Origin of the sequence: Paenibacillus barengoltzii NBRC 101215, assembly GCF_004000745.1 — a bacterium.
GTDB classification, from domain to species: Bacteria; Bacillota; Bacilli; order Paenibacillales; family Paenibacillaceae; genus Fontibacillus; species Fontibacillus barengoltzii.
In genome coordinates, this window is the sequence record NZ_BILV01000093.1 from 1 (window position 1) to 22,548 (window position 22,548).

The 22,548-nt window shown below is 50.9% G+C and carries 19 protein-coding genes; all 19 read right to left on the reverse strand.

Annotated features, from left to right (window positions below; genetic code table 11):
- Positions 1–114 precede the first annotated feature (114 nt).
- Positions 115–333 carry a hypothetical protein gene (locus PBA01S_RS20045; protein ID WP_028538216.1) on the reverse strand — a complete coding sequence of 73 codons (219 nt, stop codon included), beginning with the start codon at positions 331–333 and terminating at the stop codon, positions 115–117.
- Positions 334–514: 181 nt separating this feature from the next.
- Positions 515–760 carry an AbrB/MazE/SpoVT family DNA-binding domain-containing protein gene (locus PBA01S_RS20050; RefSeq protein WP_016312924.1) on the reverse strand — a complete coding sequence of 82 codons (246 nt, stop codon included), beginning with the start codon at positions 758–760 and terminating at the stop codon, positions 515–517.
- Between the two features lie 410 nt (positions 761–1,170).
- Positions 1,171–1,635: a tRNA (uridine(34)/cytosine(34)/5-carboxymethylaminomethyluridine(34)-2'-O)-methyltransferase TrmL gene (gene trmL, locus PBA01S_RS20055; protein ID WP_127576594.1), complete on the reverse strand. Its 465-nt coding sequence runs from the start codon at positions 1,633–1,635 to the stop codon at positions 1,171–1,173.
- Between the two features lie 168 nt (positions 1,636–1,803).
- On the reverse strand, positions 1,804–2,892 hold the full coding sequence (gene serC / locus PBA01S_RS20060; protein ID WP_127576595.1) for a 3-phosphoserine/phosphohydroxythreonine transaminase: 1,089 nt from the start codon (positions 2,890–2,892) through the stop codon (positions 1,804–1,806).
- Between the two features lie 215 nt (positions 2,893–3,107).
- On the reverse strand, positions 3,108–3,992 hold the full coding sequence (locus PBA01S_RS20065) for a hypothetical protein (protein WP_127576596.1): 885 nt from the start codon (positions 3,990–3,992) through the stop codon (positions 3,108–3,110).
- A gap of 19 nt (positions 3,993–4,011) precedes the next feature.
- A complete protein-coding gene (locus PBA01S_RS20070) occupies positions 4,012–6,741 on the reverse strand; it encodes a GH36-type glycosyl hydrolase domain-containing protein (protein WP_127576597.1) in 2,730 nt (909 codons plus the stop codon).
- Positions 6,742–6,919: 178 nt separating this feature from the next.
- Positions 6,920–8,344: a type I glutamate--ammonia ligase gene (gene glnA, locus PBA01S_RS20075; RefSeq protein ID WP_016312928.1), complete on the reverse strand. Its 1,425-nt coding sequence runs from the start codon at positions 8,342–8,344 to the stop codon at positions 6,920–6,922.
- A gap of 260 nt (positions 8,345–8,604) precedes the next feature.
- Complete coding sequence (aroF, locus tag PBA01S_RS20080; protein WP_028538212.1) at positions 8,605–9,648, reverse strand: 3-deoxy-7-phosphoheptulonate synthase; 1,044 nt, start codon at positions 9,646–9,648, stop codon at positions 8,605–8,607.
- A gap of 318 nt (positions 9,649–9,966) precedes the next feature.
- Positions 9,967–10,731, reverse strand: coding sequence for a CAP domain-containing protein (locus PBA01S_RS20085; RefSeq protein ID WP_127576598.1), 765 nt, complete (start codon positions 10,729–10,731; stop codon positions 9,967–9,969).
- Positions 10,732–10,889: 158 nt separating this feature from the next.
- Positions 10,890–11,849 (reverse strand): 4-hydroxy-3-methylbut-2-enyl diphosphate reductase, encoded by a 960-nt coding sequence (locus PBA01S_RS20090; RefSeq protein ID WP_016312931.1) that lies wholly within the window; start codon positions 11,847–11,849, stop codon positions 10,890–10,892.
- A gap of 61 nt (positions 11,850–11,910) precedes the next feature.
- A complete protein-coding gene (locus PBA01S_RS20095; RefSeq protein WP_127576599.1) occupies positions 11,911–13,368 on the reverse strand; it encodes a sensor histidine kinase in 1,458 nt (485 codons plus the stop codon).
- Between the two features lie 2 nt (positions 13,369–13,370).
- Positions 13,371–14,060: a response regulator transcription factor gene (locus PBA01S_RS20100; protein WP_016312933.1), complete on the reverse strand. Its 690-nt coding sequence runs from the start codon at positions 14,058–14,060 to the stop codon at positions 13,371–13,373.
- A gap of 149 nt (positions 14,061–14,209) precedes the next feature.
- Positions 14,210–15,832, reverse strand: a complete 1,623-nt coding sequence (locus PBA01S_RS20105) for a S1C family serine protease (protein ID WP_028538209.1) — start codon at positions 15,830–15,832, stop codon at positions 14,210–14,212.
- 185 nt (positions 15,833–16,017) lie between these two features.
- Entirely contained in the window at positions 16,018–16,674 is a 657-nt protein-coding gene (locus tag PBA01S_RS20110) for a response regulator (protein ID WP_028538208.1), read from the reverse strand.
- On the reverse strand, positions 16,646–17,713 hold the full coding sequence (locus PBA01S_RS20115) for a sensor histidine kinase (RefSeq protein ID WP_028538207.1): 1,068 nt from the start codon (positions 17,711–17,713) through the stop codon (positions 16,646–16,648). The genes PBA01S_RS20110 and PBA01S_RS20115 overlap by 29 nt, the downstream gene beginning before the upstream one ends.
- 4 nt (positions 17,714–17,717) lie before the next feature.
- Entirely contained in the window at positions 17,718–18,665 is a 948-nt protein-coding gene (liaF, locus tag PBA01S_RS20120; protein ID WP_028538206.1) for a cell wall-active antibiotics response protein LiaF, read from the reverse strand.
- Positions 18,666–18,833: 168 nt separating this feature from the next.
- Positions 18,834–18,983, reverse strand: coding sequence for a hypothetical protein (locus PBA01S_RS22860; protein ID WP_016312938.1), 150 nt, complete (start codon positions 18,981–18,983; stop codon positions 18,834–18,836).
- A 139-nt stretch (positions 18,984–19,122) separates the two neighbouring features.
- Complete coding sequence (locus PBA01S_RS20125) at positions 19,123–19,824, reverse strand: 3D domain-containing protein (protein ID WP_028538205.1); 702 nt, start codon at positions 19,822–19,824, stop codon at positions 19,123–19,125.
- A gap of 392 nt (positions 19,825–20,216) precedes the next feature.
- Entirely contained in the window at positions 20,217–22,154 is a 1,938-nt protein-coding gene (gene thrS, locus PBA01S_RS20130) for a threonine--tRNA ligase (protein WP_016312940.1), read from the reverse strand.
- Positions 22,155–22,548 lie beyond the last annotated feature (394 nt).

The following is a 22,548-nucleotide window of genomic DNA, read 5'->3' on the forward strand; positions in this document are numbered from 1 at the left end:
ACTGATGAGACCTTATTTTGCAGAAAAGTCCCGCCATCCCTGCTCAGACAGGCGAATAAGGTCATTAGGGTCCGTTACAACGGGAAATAACCGGGAAATCGCCAAATAAGGTCTCTACGGTCCGTTAGGATCCACGTTAGGGTCCACGTCAGGAACCACGGCAGGATCCAACGTGTTAGTATCCACGTTAGGATCCTCGCCAGGATCCACGTTACAGTCCACATTAGAGTCCAAGTTCAGTTCCACGTCAGGATCTACGTTAGAACCCACGGCAGGACCCAACGTGCTAGTGTCCACGTCAGAATCCTCGCCAGGATCCGCACGAAGATCCACGTTAGTCCTCCCAAAGAGTGCCAACAACATCACTATTCCGTTAGGAGCCTAGGAGCCAATTGAATATCAAAACCGCCCCCATACGAGCAACTTCGACAAAATAAATAAGCTTCCCGCACGGGAAGCTCATTTAGGCTTACGCTCTAAGGCCGATAAACCCATCAAATGTCCTGGATCGAGACTAGGACAGTTGGCTCATTTCGACCAGGCATTGATTGCAGATGGACCGCTCTTTGAAGTCACTAACGTGTTCCATCGATCCGCAGAATACACATTTCGGCCGGTAACGCTCCAAAATGATGTGATCCCCTTGAACCAAAATCTCGACGGGATCTCCCTCGTTCATTTGATATCTCTTGCGAAGTGACTTAGGCAACACGATTCTCCCGAGTTGATCCACTTTACGGACCACACCAGCAGGTTTCATAAAATTGTACACCTCTCCTGAAAAATTAGTTATGTAAAAATAGAACCAAATACCTAATCTATTATATTTCGCTATTTTTTTCGGGATTCCTGCTAAGGTTCCATGTTTTTAATTTTTTTCCGGCTTGCCTGCAACGATCTTTTCTATAGTACTTCACCGATGACTGGCTGCACCGCCCCATTCCCCGTGTAGTCGATGGCAGTTAAGCTGAGGGAGATCGATCGACGTTCAGCCGTCCTCCCTGCAACTTTGCCTAGATTCATCCCCTATTTTCTATCCTACACCGATTTGCATGTCAGCGAAGGTTGATTCTTCCCGCATCAGCCTTCTTCCCCATCACCCCAAGGGTTCAGGAGCCAAGCAACCGCCGGCTCCACGCCCTCATCAAAGGCTCCTTCCCCGAATCGGAATTACTGCATCCCGGGGAAATCCAGCTGGCGTAGCGCTTCATACACAATAATTGCCGCCGAGTTAGACAAGTTCAACGAACGGACCTTGTCGGTCATGGGCATACGCATCGTCGTGTCGGGATGGGCTTCCAAAATCTCCGGCGGCAAGCCCTTCGTCTCTTTACCGAACACAAAGAAATCCCCATCCTGGAACTTGAAATCCGTATAACGCTTCTTAGCTCTGGTCGTAGCGAAGAAAAAGCGGCTTCCCGCATATTTCTCCTCCACTTCCTGAAACGAATCGTGGTATTCAATATGCACCGCATACCAATAGTCCAAGCCTGCCCGCTTCAGCGTCGCATCGTCTGTGCGAAACCCCAGCGGACGTACCAGGTGCAGATGTATGCCCGTAGCTGCGCACGTTCTCGCGATATTTCCTGTATTGGCCGGAATTTCCGGCTCCACCAGCACAATATGTAACGCCATGATGATCGAACTCCTCGTCATTAAAAAATAAACCCAGCCGCGTCATAGACCGGACTTGATCATTATATCAAATTTTGACTCTAAAAAACCCCAACTCGCCTGCATGCAGACAAGTTGGGGGTACTTAGGATTAGCAGAGGGCATCTTACGGAAACCCTGCTGCGAACTTTATCCGTGCGTTTTTTGGAAGTGTTCCATGAATTCGACCAGAGCTTGAATGCTGGCTTTTGGAACGGCGTTATAAATCGAAGCGCGCAGGCCGCCGACACTGCGATGGCCTTTCAGCCCCACAAAGCCTTCCTTCTCCGATTCCTTCACGAACAGCTTCTCCAGCTCATCGTTCGCCAGGCGGAAGGTCACGTTCATGATCGAACGGCTCTCCGGCCGGACACAACCACGGTAGAAACCGCCGCTGGCATCAATCGCTTGATACAGCAGATCAGCCTTGTCCCGGTTCTTCTTCTCGATTCCCTCAAGCGAACCTTGCTCTTCAATCCACTTCAGCACTTCGTTCACCATATAAATCGAGAAGGATGGAGGAGTGTTGTACAGCGAGTTATTCTCAGCATGCGTATCGTAACGGAACATCGTTGGCAGATGCTTTGGCGACTCCCGCAGCAGCTCTTCGCGAGCGATCACCACCGTTACGCCAGATGGTCCCAGGTTCTTCTGCGCTCCGGCATACACCATGCCAAATTGAGTTAAATCAAAAGGACGGCACAAAATATCGCTGGACATATCGGCAATCAACGGAACGCTGCCGGTGTCCGGGAACTCGCGGTATTGCGTACCTTCAATCGTTTCGTTAGAGGTGACATGCAAATACGCGGTGTTCTCCGGCAGATTCAGGTTGCTGAGGTCCGGAAGGGACATGTACTTATCTTCCTCCGAGGATGCTGCAACAAACGTTTCGCCGATGAGCTTGGCTTCCTTAATCGCTTTGTTCGCCCAGCTGCCCGATTTTACATAGCTGGCCTTCTTGCCTTCTGTAAGCAGGTTCATCGGGAGCATGGCGAATTGGGTGGAAGCCCCGCCTTGCAGGAACAGCACCTGGTAACCAGACGGTTGGCCGAACAACTTCAGCAACCGTTCAGCTGCCTCATTATGAACCGACTCATAGACGGCTCCCCGGTGGGACATCTCCATAATCGACATGCCTGTCCCGCGGAAATCAACGAACTCGGCCTGGGCCCGTTCCAAGACCTCCAGCGGCAATGCGGCTGGGCCCGCATTAAAGTTATAAGCTCTGTTACTCATTTCTCCCATCCTTCCCCTTTACAATCGATGTCTGGTTTCGAATATAATTATCGATTATCATAGCAACTATTCGATCTCCCAGCAACCCGTTATTTCGCAAAAATTCACTATTTTGCAGAATTGACACATTAACGCTTCATCAAGGGAAAGGAATGAACGTTTTTTGAATCTCTTTGCTCATGGGTCATGTGAACTATACGAAGATCAATCATTTATCAAATACTGCTAAACTCGTAACTCCGCGTCCAGCTTTGTCGTTCTCCCGTTGGCACATGGACCGCAACGAACATTTCCGGGGAAATGACATGACCATGCCCCCAAACGGCGGCTGAGCTTAACGGAAGCTTGCTTCGCTCACACACAGTCAGTCCGCTGGGCCGATGCTTGAGCTCCCATAGCCAAGGGGTTTCACGTCCGTCGAAGGGAGTCATCCGGAAATAGAAGTCCTTCTCTGGACGACGTCCCCAGGTCACTTGATCCCCCTCAAACACTAAGCCCTCCAGCGTCGATGGATCATCGCTCCAGATCTCCGGAGCAAACGGCAGTTTCAGCACGTAATCCGGACCTACCGCATACCCATCCATACCAAGGAAGTTATGGCTGTATTCATCGGTCGTAATTACCCGGCTTCCGGTATTCTCCAGTGTGTAGGTCACAGACAGGAGATTATCGGAAATCTCGATGTTTTTTTGCATACGTACTGCGTATCCCCGGCATTCCGCAGGCTCGGTCGTAAAACAAATCTGCTGCTCGCCCTTTTGCTCCACCTGAGTCTCAAACCGTTGGCAGGCGTAATCCCTATAAAACAGGTACTCCGCTTCATCCGGCCGTGTGAACAAGCCTACACCCAGCTTGGGGAACTGCTCCCCCACCCGGGTGTCTTCATATCCGATCGCTTCCTTAATGCCAAATTCGCTGCAAATTCCAATGCCTCCCGTACCGGTTCCAGGCGTCAAGCTTTCCGGCACACAGAATTGATGTTGTCCATCCAGCTTAACGCTTGTGATGATTCCGGTCCCATCGAACCGGGTGCCTTGGTACGCTTCTCCGAGCTCGGCAATTTCAACGAGCAATCGGTCGTTTTTTAAATAATAAGCCATGGATTCCCTTCCTATTCTATTACGCGGTTAGCGTTATTTCTATCCGGTGAACGGCTCCTTCCGGCAGCGCTTCGATCGCTTGACGCGGAATAAGGCAGCCCCCTTCACGAGAACTGGAATCCAGTGTTACGTCATTGAGGGTAACCTGACCGATTCGATAATTCCCGTATTCGGTACGCTGCAGGTTACGGTAAACGATCTGCAACTGACGTCCGGCGAAGCCGGTGATCACGGACGCTTCTCCCGCTGCATCAAATTGCTCTGCCGTCAGCTTCGGTTCCAGACGCAGATCGCCGTAATTGCCTTTGACCCCGTATACTTCCGTCAGCAGCGTCAACAGCAGCCAGCTGGCCGATCCCGTTAAATAAGTATACATGCCCCGGCCTCGTTCGTTAATATATTCCGGAATCCCGGGATACATCCGGCTGCGATCAAAATCCGCGGACAAGTGGTAAACGGAATCCAGTACTTGCTTGCCAGCCTGGACAAACCCGCGCTTATATAGCGCATTAGCGTACATCACCGTCATGTGGCTGAACATCGCCCCGTTTTCTTTATGGCCAAAAGCAAACCCAAACGCCCGCCCCAGATTCTGCTGAATTTCACCAAACCGCGAATTTAGCCGGTAACCGATGCGTTCATCCTTGAGATAACGATCCACCGCTGCTGTAATTTTGCCAACTTGCTCCTCGGTCGCAATACCGCCCATGATCGTAAACACCTGTCCAGTTAAGGTCATACGCACCCCATTGGGATGGTCTCCTTCCACCCGTACAGCATCGTTGTTGTAATATCCGTTAAACCACTCAAACCCTTCCGCACTGCGGATCCATTCCTGCTTCCGTAAATGTTCAAACGCCCAATCCGCTTTCCGCCGAAGATCCTCTGCCACTTGCTGTAGGCTAAACTTCCGCTTCCGCCCGCTAACGGCAGGCACAACGGAATCAAAATAACGTTCCAGCAGCTTCTGCTTCGCCGAAATGCTGTCATAGTTCACCGGCGTTTCAAGGCTATCCAGCAGCACAGCGATTTCTTCGGCAATCTCAATCGTGTCCGTTCCTCCCGGCGCTTGCGCTAATCGAGGAAGCAGCTCGGAGAGCTCCCGCAAATTGCTGGCATAAAACGCCGTAAATGCGACGCTTTCCCCACATTCCGGCGCCATATCTAATCCGTCGTTCCAGTCTGCGCCTTCCAGCTTCATATTGCCATTTTCGCCTACGTTAAAGAACGGCACGATGTTTTGCAGCAGGATATGCTCCAAAATGCTTCCTTCATAAGTCCGCCCATCCTGAGTCAACAGCTTGTTCCCCTGCTCCGGCGTCCAGGACAGATCCCGTTCCTTACAGCGTTTAGTGAAAATATCGCGGAAGTACGTCTGCGGCTTCAGCAAAAAGCCGAGGTCCCCGCTCTGATGAATATACAAGAGCGTCGTTAACAGCGGCCAAGCCCCATGGTCCATCCATACCCGCGGAATATTGTTACGGTCAGCGATAAATTCGCCCGGCTTCGCGCCGATAATCGTTGCGTTACTGCCGTCGATCCGCACGCCGGCGTAGTTGTTATACAATAAATGCCCCACCTCATCCGGCTCCATCACCAGCAAAGCCAGACAGTCCTGCCATAGATCACGCCAGCCGCGTCCGCCGCGTCCATAATCATGATATGGGAGAAATGAGTTTCCATATAAACGGCGCAAAATCGGCTGTAATGTCACCCATTTCAACCAGAGGTCATGTTGTTCATCCCCGGAATGAAAAGCAAGCGTATCGAGCTTGCTCCGCCAATAAGCTTCGTTTTGCTCAAGAAGTTCATCAAATCGCGCCTCAGACAAATAGGCAGCTGCCATGCGTTTCGTATCAATTCGGTCATCAGCGATCATCATGGCTACGACATAGGCCACCGATTCCCCCGGTGCTAGCTGGGTCGTGGCGAACCTGAGCGCGCCAACCGCCTCATATCCCTCGATCTCTGCGCCTGCTTCAACATCCGGCAGGCGATGGTCAACCACCGCCTGCGGCCAGTCGAAAGCCCCGCCCTCACCGATGAAGTCCTCGGTCACCGGGAAGAATCCAATCGGAGCTGTACTGTCCTGCGTAGCTCCAAAGACGCCGTAGGCCGTTTTGTTCACACGATGCCCGCGCTCATCGAACGACAGCGCCGGTTGAACCTCTACGCCGTAAGCGGAGGTATAGATCCGGTGGAGCAATGAGGTCACATGCCGGTGATCCCGCAGATCGTCAGCAGAACGCGCATACAGCGGAATCGCAGCAGTTGGGGTGATGGCGAGCTCCTGATCCCCGGTATTGGTCAGCCGAACTTTCATAAGTTCGATTTTATCGTCCGTCACAGGAACGAAGCTGGTGATTTCAGCTCTTATTTTTAGACGGGTGCTTTCCCGGGTGATTTTATGCCATAGGAACCCGGCTTCCAGCGACGTTTTCTCTTTCTCCTCTGAAAATAACGCCGCATTTTGCCGTGCGGAATTTCCCGTCACAGACCAAGCCCCATAACCATCAACATAGATCCAAAAGTTCCGTGCCGCTTTGGAGTTATGTAAGCTCTCCACCGAGATCGGTTCCATCAGGAATGAATTATGTCCCGTTGTCGCTTGCCCATGCAGATTGGGAGATACCGAGGACATCATCCCCGCTTCATTCACCAAAGGAAAATACAAATAACTGCTTAACTCAGGCTGCTCAAGCCGAAACACCCCCTCGTTCCCCTCAAATCTCCAGCCGCTTGTCGCCATTTCCCTCATCCCTTTCGTTGAATTCAAAAAAACCAATTTCAAAAAGGGTCGAAACCGGTTTCGAATATCTTCATTATCTGATCTATCTCTCGGTTTGTAAAGGGTTTCAGGTCGCAAAAAATGAAACCTCCCCATCCGTTTGAATGGGGAGGTTGATCGTATGATAGCTTTATTCGACTTACAGATCGTAATAAAGACCAAATTCGTAAGGATGTACACGCACTGCAACAGCTCTCGCTTCAGCGCGTTTCATTTCCACAAAGTTGTCGATGAACGCTTTCGTGAAGACCCCGCCTTGAGTCAAGAACTCATAGTCGTTTTCCAAAGCGTTGAGCGCTTCGTCCAGGGAGCCTGGAACGCTGCGGATCGTTGCTTTCTCTTCATCCGACAGCTCGTAAATGTTCTTGTCGAACGGTCCATAGCCCAGTTTCACTGGATCGATTTTGTTCTTGATCCCGTCGAGACCAGCCATCAGCATAGCAGAGAAGGCCAGGTATGGGTTCGCCGTGGAGTCTGGCGTACGGAATTCGATACGGCAGCCTTTTGGCGTTACGGCAGCAACCGGAATCCGGATCGCAGCCGAACGGTTCCCTTTCGAAAATACCAGGTTTACTGGAGCTTCGAAGCCAGGTACCAAGCGTTTAAACGAGTTCGTGCTTGGGTTCGTGAAGGCGATGATCGCCGGTGCATGGTAGAGGATCCCGCCGATGTAGTGCAGAGCAGTTTCACTCAGGTTGGCATAAGCGCCTTTTTCATAGAACAGAGGAGTATCGCCATTAAAGATCGATTGGTGAACGTGCATCCCGCTGCCGTTATCGCCAAAGAGCGGCTTCGGCATAAACGTTGCCGTTTTACCAAATTGAGCAGCCGTGTTATGCACGATATATTTGTAGACCATCAGGTTATCTGCCGTTTTCAACAGCGTGTCGAAACGGAAGTTAATTTCCGCTTGACCGGAAGTTGCTACTTCGTGGTGGTGACGTTCTACTTGAATGCCCGCTTCTTCAAGCAGACGGCACATTTCGCTGCGGATGTCTTGTTGCTTGTCGGTTGGTGCAACCGGTACATAGCCGCCTTTAACCGGCACTTTATAACCCAGGTTGCCGCCTTCTTCCGTACGGCCCGTGTTCCAAATCGCTTCCTCGGAATCTACCGAGTAGAACGTTTTGTTCATGCTGCTCTCATAGCGAACATCGTCAAAGATAAAGAACTCGGATTCTGGAGCAAAAAATGCTGCGGTACCAACGCCGCTTTGCTTCAGGTACTCTTCTGCGCGAACTGCTACGCTGCGCGGGTCACGCTCATAACGGTCGCCGTCCGGCGTATAGATATCGCAAAATACGTTCAACGTCGGATGTGCGGTAAAAGGATCAACAAATACAGAACCATGGTCTGGCATCATAACCATATCGGATTCTTCGATACCGCGGAAGCCAGGGATCGAGGAGCCGTCGAATGCAACGCCGTTTACGAAGGTTTCCTCAGTTACTTGGCTCGCAGGAAGTGTAATGTGATGTTGACGTCCCGACAGATCAACAAATCGGAAATCTACCCACTCGATTTGCTTTTCCTTGATTGTTTTTAAAACGATCTCTGCTGACATAATCTTTCCTCCCCAAATCACGAACATTAAATCTTATTTTTGCGTTTAACGTTCATCCTTTATTATGATTATGTCGTCATTATAGGACTATGGGGGTGAAGTCGTCAATAGTTATGTAAGGTATTTTTACACGCAAAATAAGGTATTATTACGCATAGTACAAAATAATAGACAAATAGTATAAAAGCCCACTCACCGCATGGGGAATGGGCTTTCGGATTTTATGAAATCTGTGAAAGCGCTGCACATGTTGGCCTATCTTACACGCGAAGTGCAGCTTTTGGGGTATCAAAACGTTTACCTACCAATGGCGCCAATTTCTCCAAATCTTGAAGTAACGCAGCGAACTGGTCCGGGAACAAAGACTGTACGCCGTCACCGGTCATCGAGTTGTCCGGATCGGTGTGCATTTCGATAATCAGACCGTCTGCGCCGGCAGCTACGGAGGCTTTCGTCATCGGTTCCACCAGCTCACGGCGGCCCGTACCATGGCTCGGGTCAGAGATCACCGGTAAATGGCTCAGGTTCTGCAGCACTGGAATTGCCGACAGATCCAGCGTATTACGAGTGTACGTTTCAAACGTACGGATCCCGCGTTCGCATAACATAACGTTCGGATTCCCGCCCGCCAAAATGTACTCGGCTGCGTTCAGGAACTCATCATAAGTCGCACTGAAGCCGCGTTTCAATAACACCGGCTTGTTGATCGTCCCCAGCTTGCGCAGCAGATCGAAGTTCTGCATGTTGCGCGTACCGACCTGCAGAATATCAGCATACTCCGCGCACACGTCCACATATTCCGGCGTCATGACTTCCGTAATGGTCAACAGACCATGCTTCTTGCCTGCCTCCGCCATCATTATGAGGCCTTCCACACCGATGCCCTGGAAGCTGTAAGGACCTGTACGCGGCTTAAATGCACCGCCCCGCAGCACCTGACCGCCGGCTGCTTTCACGAGACGCGCGATCTCATCGATTTGCTCCGGCGATTCTACGGCACAAGGACCGCCCATCACAACCAGCTCGTCACCGCCAATCTTAACGTCACCGATCGAAATGACCGTATCTTCAGGATGGAAGTCCCGGCTGGCCAGCTTGTAAGATTTCGAAATTTTAATGACATTCTCAACGTCCTTCATTTGGCGAAGATGCTCAGCCAGCTTTGGTTCAATCGTACCGATCAATCCGATAACAGTCCGATCTTTCCCACGTGATACATGGGTCTGCAGGCCTTCCTTCTCGATAACAGCGATAATCTCCTGAACGCGCTCCTCAGGGGTTTGGTTTGAAGTAATAACGATCAATTCGATCCCATCCTTTCTTCTATTAGGCGATGCGTGTACGAGCTAAAAACAAATTATACGAATGCACAATCACTGTTTTGCTTGAACGCTTGTGTGCTTTTAAGCTTTTAACCACTAAAGTAACTATAGCCGAATTCATCTCTCCCGTCAACCCTAATCGCTGTAGGTAAATGCGGAATAAGCCGACCTTTCTTCTTACACAAATTCATCCCTGCCCCTTATCAAAAGGGATAATGCTGAAAAAGAGGGCGCCTAGCCCCTCCCACGGACAAAAACAAAAAGACCGGAGAACCCTTCTCCGGTCTTACGTGAGATTGCTTATCTTCCAACGAACTCCTGTGCCCAATACCCGTTGTAATAGCCAACCCCAATCAGGTTGTAGTTCGCGTTCAGAATATTTGCACGGTGTCCTTCACTGTTCATCCAAGCGTTGACGACTTCAGCCGGCGTTTTTTGCCCCATGGCAATGTTCTCGCCTGCATAGCCGAATGGAATGCCAAACTTCTTCATCATGTCAAACGGGGAGCCGTACGTTGGAGACGTATGACTAAAGTAGTTGTTATCGCTCATATCCTTCGCTTTCGCCAATGCCATCTTGTTCAGCTCGGCATCACCGGTGAGCGGTTTCAGGCCTTGCTTTGCACGCTCTTGGTTTACCAGTTGGATCACTTCCGTTGCAAATTGCGACTTGTCAGTTACCGCACCTTGCGTATTACCGGTAGTGCCCTGCGTAGTACCTTGTGTTGTACCTTGTGTTGTACCTTGTGTTGTACCTTGTGTTGTACCTTGTGTTGTACCTTGAGTCGCACCTTGCTTCGTTCCAGTTGGCGTCTGGCCGCCTGTAGTGCCTTGGTTACCGCTTTGGACCGGCTTCGTTGGATAATATTGATACCAAGGAATGGTGAAGTAGTTCGTCCAAGTATTTGCATTCGTGCCGTACGTAGTATATACCTTATAGGTCGTATAGGTTTTCGTCGTAATTGTATTCGAGGCCGCCGAGGCCGATGCTGGTACAATGATTGCTGCTGCCAACATTGCAGTAAGTCCACCTGTTACCAAACGCTTCAGTCGATTCGATTTCATTCGGTCATCTCCTTCGTTGTAGTGAATCTCTTAGTTACATTTTTGTAACCTTTCTACAACGAGTATAACATGAATCGACTTCTATTGAACCCCATAAATGTTGGTAAATGCATGAAAACCGAGATGGGACGCGGTTTTCAGCTCTATGAATCTATTGTTTATTCACCTTTGTTTCGTGCTCCGACCTTCACAGGAGGTAACAATTTCGCTAGATTTACCGTACGAACGATCTCCCAAGTTGACGGGTCTTCCGGATCATATTGCTCCAGATACTGAATGACTTCCTTCGTAATTGGCGTTGGCGTCGATGCCCCCGAGGTGACCGCTACTTTGCGGACCCCTTCCAGCCATTCACGCTTCAGCTCTGTAATGTCCGCGATGCGGTACGCCTTCACTCCGGCAATCTCTTCAGCCACTTGAGCGAGGCGGTTGGAGTTGTTGCTCCGCGGATCGCCGACCACGATCACGAGGTCAGCCTGACCCGCCTGTTCCGCAACTGCCTGCTGTCGCAATTGGGTCGCAAGACAGATTTCATTGTGCACCTCAGCGCTCGGATATTTCTCCAGCAATTTTTTCATAATATGCTTAATATCCCACTGGCTCATCGTCGTTTGGTTGGTGATGACGATTTTGTCAGCGGTGAGATGAAGCTGATCGATCTCTTCTTCCTTCTCGATCAGGTGGACCTTGCCTGGAGCTACTCCTATCGCACCTTCCGGTTCAGGATGTCCTTTCTTGCCGATGTAGATGACTTCATATCCGTCGGCAACCTTCTCCTCAATTAATACATGGGTCTTCGTGACGTCAGGGCAAGTGGCATCCACTGTGGTGAGCCCTTTCTCCCGGGCCAGCTTGCGAACCTCTGGAGACACCCCATGGGCAGTAAAAATCACCGTCCCGCTCTCAACCTTATTCAAAATCTCCAGACGGTTCGGACCGTCCAACGTAATAATTCCCTCGTCCTCGAAGGAGTTCGTGACATGGCTGTTGTGCACAATCATGCCAAGTATATAAATCGGTCGCGGCAGATCCAGGTTCTGCGCTGCCTGACGAGCCAGAACCATCGCATCGACAACGCCGTAGCAATAACCGCGCGGTGTAATTTTAATGACTTCCATCCTTTATCCCTACTTTCTAATCCCCCAGATTCCTGACGGAGGGGAGCCACTCTATTATAAACTATTCCGGCAGAGCATTAAAGACAATAGGGAGCCAGATGATAAAGGTCGTCCCTTCACCTCGTTTGGTCAACACTTCCACCGAGCCTTCATGCTCGTCGATGATCCACTTGGCAATCGACAAGCCCAATCCAGTCCCTTGTATCATCCCGCGAGACGGATCCGCCCGATAAAAGCGTTCAAAAATATGCGGTACCTCGCTGCGATCCATTCCGATGCCCGTATCCGCAATGCGGATGCCAATCTGTCCCCCAGATCGAATCGCATCGATCGTGACGCTGCCCTGCTCGGTATATTTAAATGCATTTTCAATAAAAATAAACAGCATCTGCTGCAAATAATCCTTGCTGCCATTTACCGTCACGCCGTCCAGCGCTTGCAGATCTCCCTGGACCCACTCCGCTTTCCTTGGCAAAAATTGTGCCCGGCGGACCACTTCCTCCACGACCGGAGCCAGCTGGATGTGTTCCTTCGTTAACGTCTGCCCTGCATCGGCCCGGGCCAGTGACAACAAGTCGTTCACCAAACGGCTCATCCGCTCGGACTCTGCGGCGATGTCGTCCACCGCCTCCAATGAGAAGCTGCGTACCCGCTCTTCTTCACTTGGGCCACGCTGCTCCATATCCTGGGACCACATCCGTTTTAATAAATCCACATTGCCGCGTATCGTCGTCAGCGGCGTCCGCAGTTCGTGGGAAGCATCTGAGACGAATCGGCGCTGAGCCGAATAAGCTTCATCCAACTCCCTATAGAAGCCTTCGGTTCGGGCCAGCATGTTGTTCACGGTGCCGATCAGTTGGCCAATTTCATCATTTGGCCCCTCGTAGTCAATTCTGACGCTCAAGTCATTCCCGGTCTGAATACCGTTGGCCGCCTCAATGACCTTACCAATAGGTGCCATCGATTTGCGCGCCAGAAAATACCCCAGCGAACTGGCCGCGAGAATCGTAACGATGGAACCAAATAGCAGCACGGTACTCATCCGGCCCATCAGCTTGTCTTCAGCGCCCGTATAAGCGGCTAACTGAATTAAGCCAATCAACTGGTTATCCAAGGTGATCGGGAGCTGATACAGCAAGAAGGAATGATTGTACAACTGCACTCGTTTAAAGCCCGCAATTTTGCTCACCGAATCCCCGGCGGGAACCGGAAACTTCAGGTTCCAATTCAGCAAGTTTTGCGAATATCGCGTGTGACCGTCCGTATAATTGTGGATCTGCACAAACAGTTGGGCGTCCTCCAACCGATTCGCCTGCATCGGATCCAAATACAAGTCAAGCCCCTGGGTGATGCTGTAGCTTTGGGAGTTCTTAATCCGATTGGCCTGATCCTCCAACCGGTTTCTCACTTCCTGATACGTATTGTATCTAACCAGTCCATAGATCGAAGCGCTGAACAGGATCAACGTGACGGCCAAAATTCCGGTATACCATGCAGTTAGCCGCAGCCGGATCGACATACTTAAGCCTCTCCTCTCAGGATGTAACCGGCCCCGCGGATCGTTTGAATGACGCGCTTGCCGCCGTGCTCCTCCGTCTTCTGACGGAGCATGGCAATATAGACCTCCAGCACATTCGACTCCCCGCTGTAGTCGTACCCCCAAATTTTATCCATAATTAAATCTCGGGTGAGCAGACGTTTCGGATTTTGCATGAACAGATGGAGCAGCTCGAATTCCTTCGCCGTCAGCTCTAGCCGTTGACCAGCCCGTGTCACCTCCCGGGAATCCAGGTCCATGATGATGTCCTCAAAGATCAAACGCTGGCTGCCGGACCCGACGCCCGTGTCCTTCCGTCGGAGCAATGCCCGAACCCGAGCCAGCAGCTCCTCCAGCGCAAACGGTTTGACGAGATAATCGTCGGCCCCGATATCCAGGCCTTTTACCCGGTTCTCGACCTCATCCTTGGCGGTTAACATCAGCACCGGCACAGTACTTCCGCCCTCGCGCAGCCGACGGCAGACCTCGAATCCATCTACCTTGGGCATCATCACGTCCAAAATAATCAAATCCGGGTCGGCGCTCAGCATCATGGACAGTCCTTCCGCTCCGTTCTGAGCTGTATACACGTCATAGCCTTCAAATGCGAGGCCGCGCCGCAGCATCGACGTAATTTTCTCATCATCATCTATGACCAAAATCGCCGATCTCACGAGCTATCTCTCCTTTGCCTTCCGCTTGCCTTGCAGCAAGCTCTACTCTCTCCATTGTACCAAATCGAACGGCTAACCCGCATCTGGAAGCCAAAAAGGCGGCAGGCTGCTCCTGCCGCCTCTACCGCCTTGGCTGCTTCCTGTGCGAATTAGTTTACGTTGGTAAACTCGTTCTTATCGCCAATCGTAACCTCAAGATCAATGTTCTTGCCGTTACGTACAACGTTGAGCGTAACTTTCGCACCAACTTGTTGTTTTTGAATAAACTCAATCAATTTCTCTTTGGTCGCAAATTTCGTTCCGTTCGCTCCGGTAATGATATCGTACGGACGCAGGTCGGCGTTATAAGCCGGCGATTTGAATACCACATCCGTCACAATGGAGCCTTCCTTCACGTCGGTTTGCATTTGCTTCGCAACTTCCTCAGTCATCGTCATCAAAGTTGCTCCGATGAATGGTACCGGCTTTTGCGGAATTTTCTCGTTGTTTTTCAGTTTTTCCAACACTTCGGTCACCGTGCTGGTTGGAATTGCAAAACCAATCCCCTGTGCATCCGAGCTGACGGCGACGTTAATCCCAATGACTTCACCGTTCAGGTTCAAGAGCGGACCACCGGAGTTCCCCGGGTTGATCGAAGCGTCGGTTTGCAGCAAGTGCTCGTACTCGCGGTCTTTCTCGCCGTTTTCCCCGGCGATCTTAATGTCGCGCTCCTTCGCGCTCAACACCCCGGCCGTCACCGTGTGGTCAAAGCCCTGCGGGTTCCCAATCGCGACCAGCCACTCCCCAACCTGCGTGTTGTCGGAGTTGCCCAACGGAATCGAAGGGAAGTTATTGTCACCGTCGATTTTCAATACAGCCAAGTCCAGCTCATAGCTGGTACCCAGCACTTTAGCCTCATAAGGCTTATCTGTCCCTTGGACGGTAACCTGCACCACATCGGCGTTATGCACCACGTGTTCATTCGTTAAGATGTAACCCGTTTTATCGAAAATAAATCCCGATCCAATCCCTGTCGGCACGAGTTGACTCGAACCCGAGGAGCCGCCGTTGTTGCTGCCATTGCCGCCAGAGCCAAAGAAGTCATCGCCAAAGAAGTAACGGTAGAAGGGATCGTTGCTGTACGGGTTGCTGCTTCTTTGCTTGCTGGCATCCGTTAACGTTTCAATTTTAACAACGGCCGGACCTGCTTGATTCACGACTTTCGTCACCTCACCGGAATCCGTTACCGGATACAGTGCAGCCGTTGCTTTGCCGGACGAATCGGAACCACTGCTATTGGATGTATTGCTTGATGCCGGTACCGAAGAGGATGCCGCCTGATCCGGGGTAAACAAGTTCGCACGGTCCGCATAAAACATCGCGCCGGTCATGATCAGCATGCCGGCTAAGACACCGGCGATCACCGAACGAACGGAGGATTTACGCTGCGGTTTAGTGTTGTATTGCCAGTTCGCACTCTTGGCAGCCGGCAAGCTGCTGCGTCCATCTCCATTTGATCCGCTTGTGGATTCAGCCGCGCTGCGAATCATTTCATAGGAAGAAGGATAAGGTTTCAGCGGCTGCGGTTTCGTCACTTCTACTTCTTCAGGTTGACTCTGTGAATATCCTGTTGTTTGTCCAGACTCCTCGTTGTTTTTTCCATAGGATTGAAAAGGTCCGTAAGAATAATAATAGGAAGAGCTCGACTCCGAAGATTCTTGACGCTTCGGTTCATTGGTATTGTTCGCGTCCTCTTCAAAAGGTTGGCTCGATTTATTTTTTTGATCATCCATCTTGATTGACCTCCTTCCCCCGAGTGGTTCAGGGGTAACTTGTTTTTCTTGCTTTCTTGATTTTTATTCTGTACCAGAAACCTTAAACATACATTAAAAACAATTAAAAAGGAGATAAAAGCTAGAATGGTGCATTACAGATTAAAAAATAGCGCCCCATCAGGCGCTATTTCCATATAATCAATCTATGAACGCCCTACCCAACCTTGCCGGTGGGCATAGATGGCCAACTGCGTGCGGTCCTCCAGCTCGCATTTCATCAGCAGGTTGCTGACGTGGGTTTTGACTGTCTTGATGCTGATATGCAGCTCTTCAGCGATGTCCTTGTTGCTTTTTCCCTCGGCGATTAACAGCAGCACTTCCTTCTCCCGCTCGGTCATCCCCGAGTCATCCCCTTGTACGGTACGCTGACGGAGGCCGCGGGTGAGCGCCTGGGCCACTTCGCCTGTCATCACCGGCATCCCGCGGAAGGCTCCTTGCAGCGCATAAATCAACTCCTCGGCGGAGACGGTCTTCAGCACATAACTGACCGCGCCGGCCTCAACCGCTTGCACAACGAGATCATCCTCCAGGAAGCTGGTGAGAATCACGATTTTCATATCCGGAAACCGATTCCGCACTTCCTTGGTTGCTTCGGCTCCGTTCATTTCCGGCATCATCAAATCCATCAGAATGATGTCGGGCAGCCCCTCCGGCAATCCTCGTTCCAACATCTCTACCGCCTCACGCCCGTCCCCGGCCTCGGCGATCACCTCAAACCCCGGGTCTTGCATCAAATACGTCTTTAACCCCATTCGTACCATGTCATGGTCATCAACGATCATCACCTTGATCTTGCTCATCCGCGGCTCCCCCTTTTCCTTCCTCAAACTTCGGAATATGCACCCGAATTGTCGTTCCTGCTCCAGGCTTACTAATGATTTCCACATGGCCGCCAAGCTTCTCCGCCCGCTCCTTCATTGTCGTTAACCCGTAGGAGCCCTGCTTCTGATGCGTGTTGCTAAAGCCTTGTCCGTCATCACTGATGCTCAGCACCACTTGACGCGGACCTTCTCGCAACGACAGGCTGACCATGCTGGCTCCGGCATGCTTCACAATATTCGCCATCGCTTCCTGGATGATAAGGAACAGCTGATGTTCTTTCGCTTCCGACATGTCTCCCTGGATGTCCATATCCTTAATCCCTTTGAGTCCGTTCTGCCGGCAATAGTCAGGAAACCACTGATCCAACGCCTCAGCCAATGATTTGCCAACCAGCTCCATTGGACGTAACTGGGCGATGAGGGCACGCATCTGCTTTTGCGCCGTATTCGACATCTGGATCAGTTGATTCAGCACCGTTTCTGCCTGGGCTGCGTTGTTTTCCAGCACCTTCGGCAAAGAGGAAGCCGCCATATGAATGGCAAAGAGCTGCTGGCTGACGGTATCGTGCAAATCGCGGGCCAGCCGTCTGCGTTCCTCCAGCACCGCTTTTTCTGCAGCCTGCTCCTTCTCAACAACCTCTTGCTCGCCGAGCTGTTGAAGCAGCTGCATTTTTTTCTCCATGGCTTCTATCATGTTGTTAAATTCCTGATACACTCCGTTAAAGGTCTGATCTGCCGTTTCCGGCATCCGCACCGATAAGTTCCCCTTGGCGACCTGCAGCATGTTCAGGTGTAAGTGATCGATCTTCCCCTGGATGCGCCGACCGGCGATATAGCCAATAATCAGCGCTAAAACGACGATGCCTGCCATATCGTAAATCCACACCGAGGAATCGCTAACTACGATGACCCCGGTCGTCGTTCCGATATAGAAGGCAACCGCCGTCAGGCTGCCGGTGAGCAAGAAATAACACAACAGCTCCCACTTCGTATTCATCAAGATCCGCCGCACAATCATCAGGTTACCCTACCATGTTCACTTTAACGTCGCCGACAAATACGCTGACAATCAGCTTAATCCGCTTGCTGGCTTCGCCATAATACGGAGATTCCGCGGTGACGCTGCTCATGAAGCCGCCTTGCTTCTGCGTCAGCACTTTCAAATCGCCGATGAACGCGCTGGAAGTGGCCACAATTCCGATATCCATATCGTCCGGGATGAACACTTTTACATCGCCGATGAAGGACGAAACGTTAATTTTGGTTTCCCCGTAAGGAATTTGCGCCTTCGTCAGGTCAATAATCGTATCGCCGATAAAATGGGAGATATTCATCGGTTTCAGTTGGAAATAATCCTGACCCAAGTGAACATCACCGATAAAACCACTCTTCTGGATGACCGGTCCATGACCTCCTAAACCGCTATCCTGCTGGTGATGCCCAAAATTTGGAGAGGAAAAACGCGATTTTTCCTGCTTCGCTGCTTCTTCCTTCTCTTTCTCCTTCTCCATCGAGCCAAAAATTGAATCCAGCGGAGACTCCATCTCCGGATGGAATGTTGGCGGCGGTGGATCAAGCGGCGGCATCGGAGGCGGCGGAGAATCGTCGCGCCGTTTGTGCCGATCCGGATCACGCGGTCTGAATATGACGAACAGCCCGCCGATGATCAATATCACCGGGAAGAAGAAGCGGAAAAAGTCGCCCGGACTTAAGTCGATAAAATTCAGATTGCGAGCCAGAAAATACCCGCCGATGAGCAGTAATACGACACTGCCGATAAAGTTACCGCCCCGCCAGCCGCCGTTAGTTAAGTTCGCCAACCCTCCTAATATCAGAAACAAGGGCCAGTAAGTCGCGAACATTTCACCGATGCTGAAATCGGTCACTCCGAGCTGATTCAGAAGAAACACGCCCCCGATCCCGACCAGCACCATCCCTCCAATTAATCTTCCAAATAACCCATTTCTCATATCGTAACCTCCAATGGACTGCCTCTTACTAATGCCAGTTTACCTGAAGGATAAGGTGATGAACAGCGGCGCGGGATGGAAAGCTTGATCGGTCTCGAGACCGAGGGGAAAGGGAATATATGTAAAAAGCGCCCCTTATTGGGACGCTCTTTTCGCTCTATGCGATCATTATTGTTGTTTGTTCACTGGAGTCGTTGCATTGCGAGAAGCTTTCGCTTTCTGAGCAACGGTTGCTGTACTTTCTTCAGCAAATTCCTCATTAAACTTCTCGTTCGGTGTTTTGTAACCTGGAGAAGCGGCTTTCTTTTGATTTGCCATGATTCTTCACCTCCCTCTCGCATACGCCAATTTTGTGGATTCGTCGGCGTTTTCGCAGCCCCCTAGTCGTGGGCCACGAACCTTATTATGCGAACTGGGAAGATGAATTATGCGAGCGAAAAGCGAAGGTGGGCGAAGCTTAAATCGCCTTATCCCAAAGGTTTTCGGGAATTTCCTTGTTCACTTCCATCGCTTTGCCAAGCTCCTTCAGCATCTCTTCGGTTAACTTGCCGTCTCCTTTACGGACCACCTGGACCTCAACCTCTTTTTTGCCCCATTCCTTATAAACCTGCTTGATGGTGTCAAAATAAAGGTCGATTTTGTGCCCGCGGATTGCTGAGCCTTTATCAGCAACGACCCCGTAGCCATACCCCGGAATATAAAGGATCGTACCAATCGGAAAAATCTTTAAGTCGGCAGCAATCGTCGAGACGGTATCTTTGTCACGCCGCACCCGAACACCCGAATACGTAATGCCGTATTGCGGATGGTTGGGCTTCTTGCCGGTGGATTCATAGCCGGCGGTATAACCGGTTGCCAGTACTTTGACGGTTTCCACCGCTTTTTTCTTGCGTTCAGGCTGAGCTTGTTGAGCCTGTTTATGTTCCGGGTTCATTATGATCCCCCGTTGATATTGGTATTGTCGTGTTGTTCTTACCGCTTGCAGTTGCTGCGATTGCTTCAGCTCCAGCCATTCTGCGTAATTCCGATATTGCTGGTTGGCGTATATGCTTTGCGGCTGGAAGCCCCCAGCCGGCAGATCCGCTGCCATCGTAAATACAAGCAATCCTGCAAGCAAACAGCGTGTACTAAACTTGTGCCAGAAATGAAATTGGCGCATGAGAAAACCTCCCCCTTATTCGAAAGGTTTTCCACATACGCCCAATTCTATACATCCTGGCTTTCCAGCACGATGCTCACGATCCGCTCTCAACTGCAAAAGTGCAGTTATTTTTGCTCAAATCCCGCACCTGGGGCCCTTTTGATGTAAAAATACAGTTTGTTCCCGCTCAAAACCTCCGGTTCTGTTAACCCCCCTATAACGGAATGCACTTTTACATTAAAGCTCTATTAAGATCGGAATTTTGCACATCGCGAACTGCACTTTTGCAGTTGGAGCGTTTATAAGTGGAGTAGACTTCGTTCGTTGAACTCTCCTTCCTTACCGCAATAAAAAAGGCTAAAATATTGTATTTCGTACAACATTTTAGCCTCTATCAGCTTACAGACGAATTAAATCACGTGGTTCCGGATTTCTTCTTGCAGCTGAGCAATCACTTCTTCCACCGCTTTAGCGCCCAGGTCGCCTTGGCCGCGTTTGCGGACAGAGACGGTGCCGGCGCTTTGCTCGTTTTCGCCTACGACGAGCATGTATGGCAGCTTCTCAAGCTGAGCTTCGCGGATCTTATAGCCGAGCTTCTCGTTGCGCAGATCGCTTTCGGCGCGGATGCCGGCAGCCCGCAGTTTATCTTCAACCTGACGAGCATAAGCGTCAAAGTTGCTGGATACCGGAAGCACTTTCGCTTGAACCGGAGCCAGCCAGAGCGGCAGATTCCCTGCGAAGTTCTCCAGCAGGAAGGCCGTAAAGCGTTCCATCGTCCCGAGAATACCACGGTGCAGCACGACCGGACGATGCTTCTGACCGTCGTCACCCACGTATTCCAGCTCGAAACGTTCCGGCAGCAGGAAGTCAATTTGCACTGTCGACAGCGTCTCTTCCTTGCCCAGCGCCGTTTTGATCTGTACGTCCAGCTTCGGTCCGTAGAACGCGGCTTCGCCTTCCGCTTCGAAGAACGGCAAGCCGGCTTCTTCTACAACTTCGCGAAGCATCCGCTGCGCCGTATTCCACATTTCATCGTTTTGGTAGTATTTCTCCGTATCTTGAGGATCACGGTAAGACAGCCGGAACCGGTACTCGTGAATGCCAAAATCGTTGTACACCTGCTTGATCAGATCTAGAACGCGCTTAAACTCATCTTTGATTTGATCCAAACGGCAGAAAATATGGGCATCGTTCAGCGTCATCGAACGTACGCGGTGCAAGCCGGTTAAAGCACCGGACATTTCATAGCGATGCTGCATCCCCAGCTCGGCGATACGGATCGGCAAGTCGCGGTAGCTGCGCATATCGCTCTTATACACCATCATGTGGTGCGGGCAGTTCATCGGACGAAGTACGAATTCCTCCGTATCAATCGCCATTTTCGGGAACATGTCTTCTTGATAATGCTCCCAGTGACCCGATGTTTTATACAAATCGACGTTCCCCAGCACCGGAGTGTATACATGCTGGTAACCCAGTCTTTCTTCAATATCAACGATATAACGTTCCAGCGTCCGGCGAACTGTCGCTCCCTTCGGCAGCCAGATCGGCAAGCCTTGACCAACCAGGTTATTGAACGTGAAGATATTAAGTTCCTTACCCAGCTTGCGGTGGTCGCGTTTCTTCGCTTCCTCCAACATGTGCAGATGATGATCCAAATCTGCTTTCTTCATAAAGGCAGTGCCGTATACGCGCTGCAGCATTTTGTTTTTGCTATCGCCGCGCCAGTAAGCACCGGCCACGCTGAGCAGCTTAAACACTTTAATCTTCCCGGTCGAAGGCACGTGCGGCCCACGGCACAAGTCGAAAAATTCGCCTTGATCATAAATCGAAATGACGCTGTCTTCCGGCAAGTCGCGAATGAGCTCTAGCTTATACGGATCCCCGAGCTCGGTGTAAATCGCTAACGCTTCTTCACGGCTCACCTCACGACGAGTAATCGGCAGGTTTTCACCGATAATGCGTTCCATTTCTTTTTCAATCTTCTGCAGATCTTCTGGATTGAGCGGATGCTCCAGATCCATGTCATAGTAGAATCCGTCCTCGATCACCGGACCGACGCCCAGCTTCACTTCTTTGTTGCCGTACAGGCGTTTTACCGCCTGCGCCATCAAGTGCGCACAGCTGTGACGCATTATTTCCAGTCCGTCCTGGGAATCCGCCGTAATGATTTCCACTTTCGCGCCGTCAACCAGCTTCGTATTTAAATCGACAGCTTTACCATCGATCTTCCCGGCCAGCGCATTTTTACGCAACCCGCTGCTGATCGAAGCCGCCACATCCTCCAAACTGCTGCCTTCCGCATACTCCCGAACCGAACCGTCCGGCAAAACAACTGATACTGCCACCTTGATTTCCTCCCTAAAAATAGAATTGGTTACCGGAAGCGGACAAATTAAAAAACGCCCGTCCCGGAAAGGGACGAGCGTTATATACCCGTGGTTCCACCCTCATTCGGCCAATCCACAACACTCACCCGTGCATCACACTCGGATATGGCCCTTAATTCGGCATTCGTTAACGGGAATGAACCGGTATTCCTTACTTCACGAAGGTTCGGGAATACAGCTACAAAGGGGTAAACCAAAAGCGAATCCGAAGGGAATTCCAGCCAAGTTCCCTCTCTCTGCACCGTTCAAGCCTTCTGGCTCATGTCTTTGTCCACGCTATTTAAGGTAGTTCACTTAATGCAAGTAATTATAATGCGAACTTCCCCGTTCGTCAAGAAACGTCTTCATCATG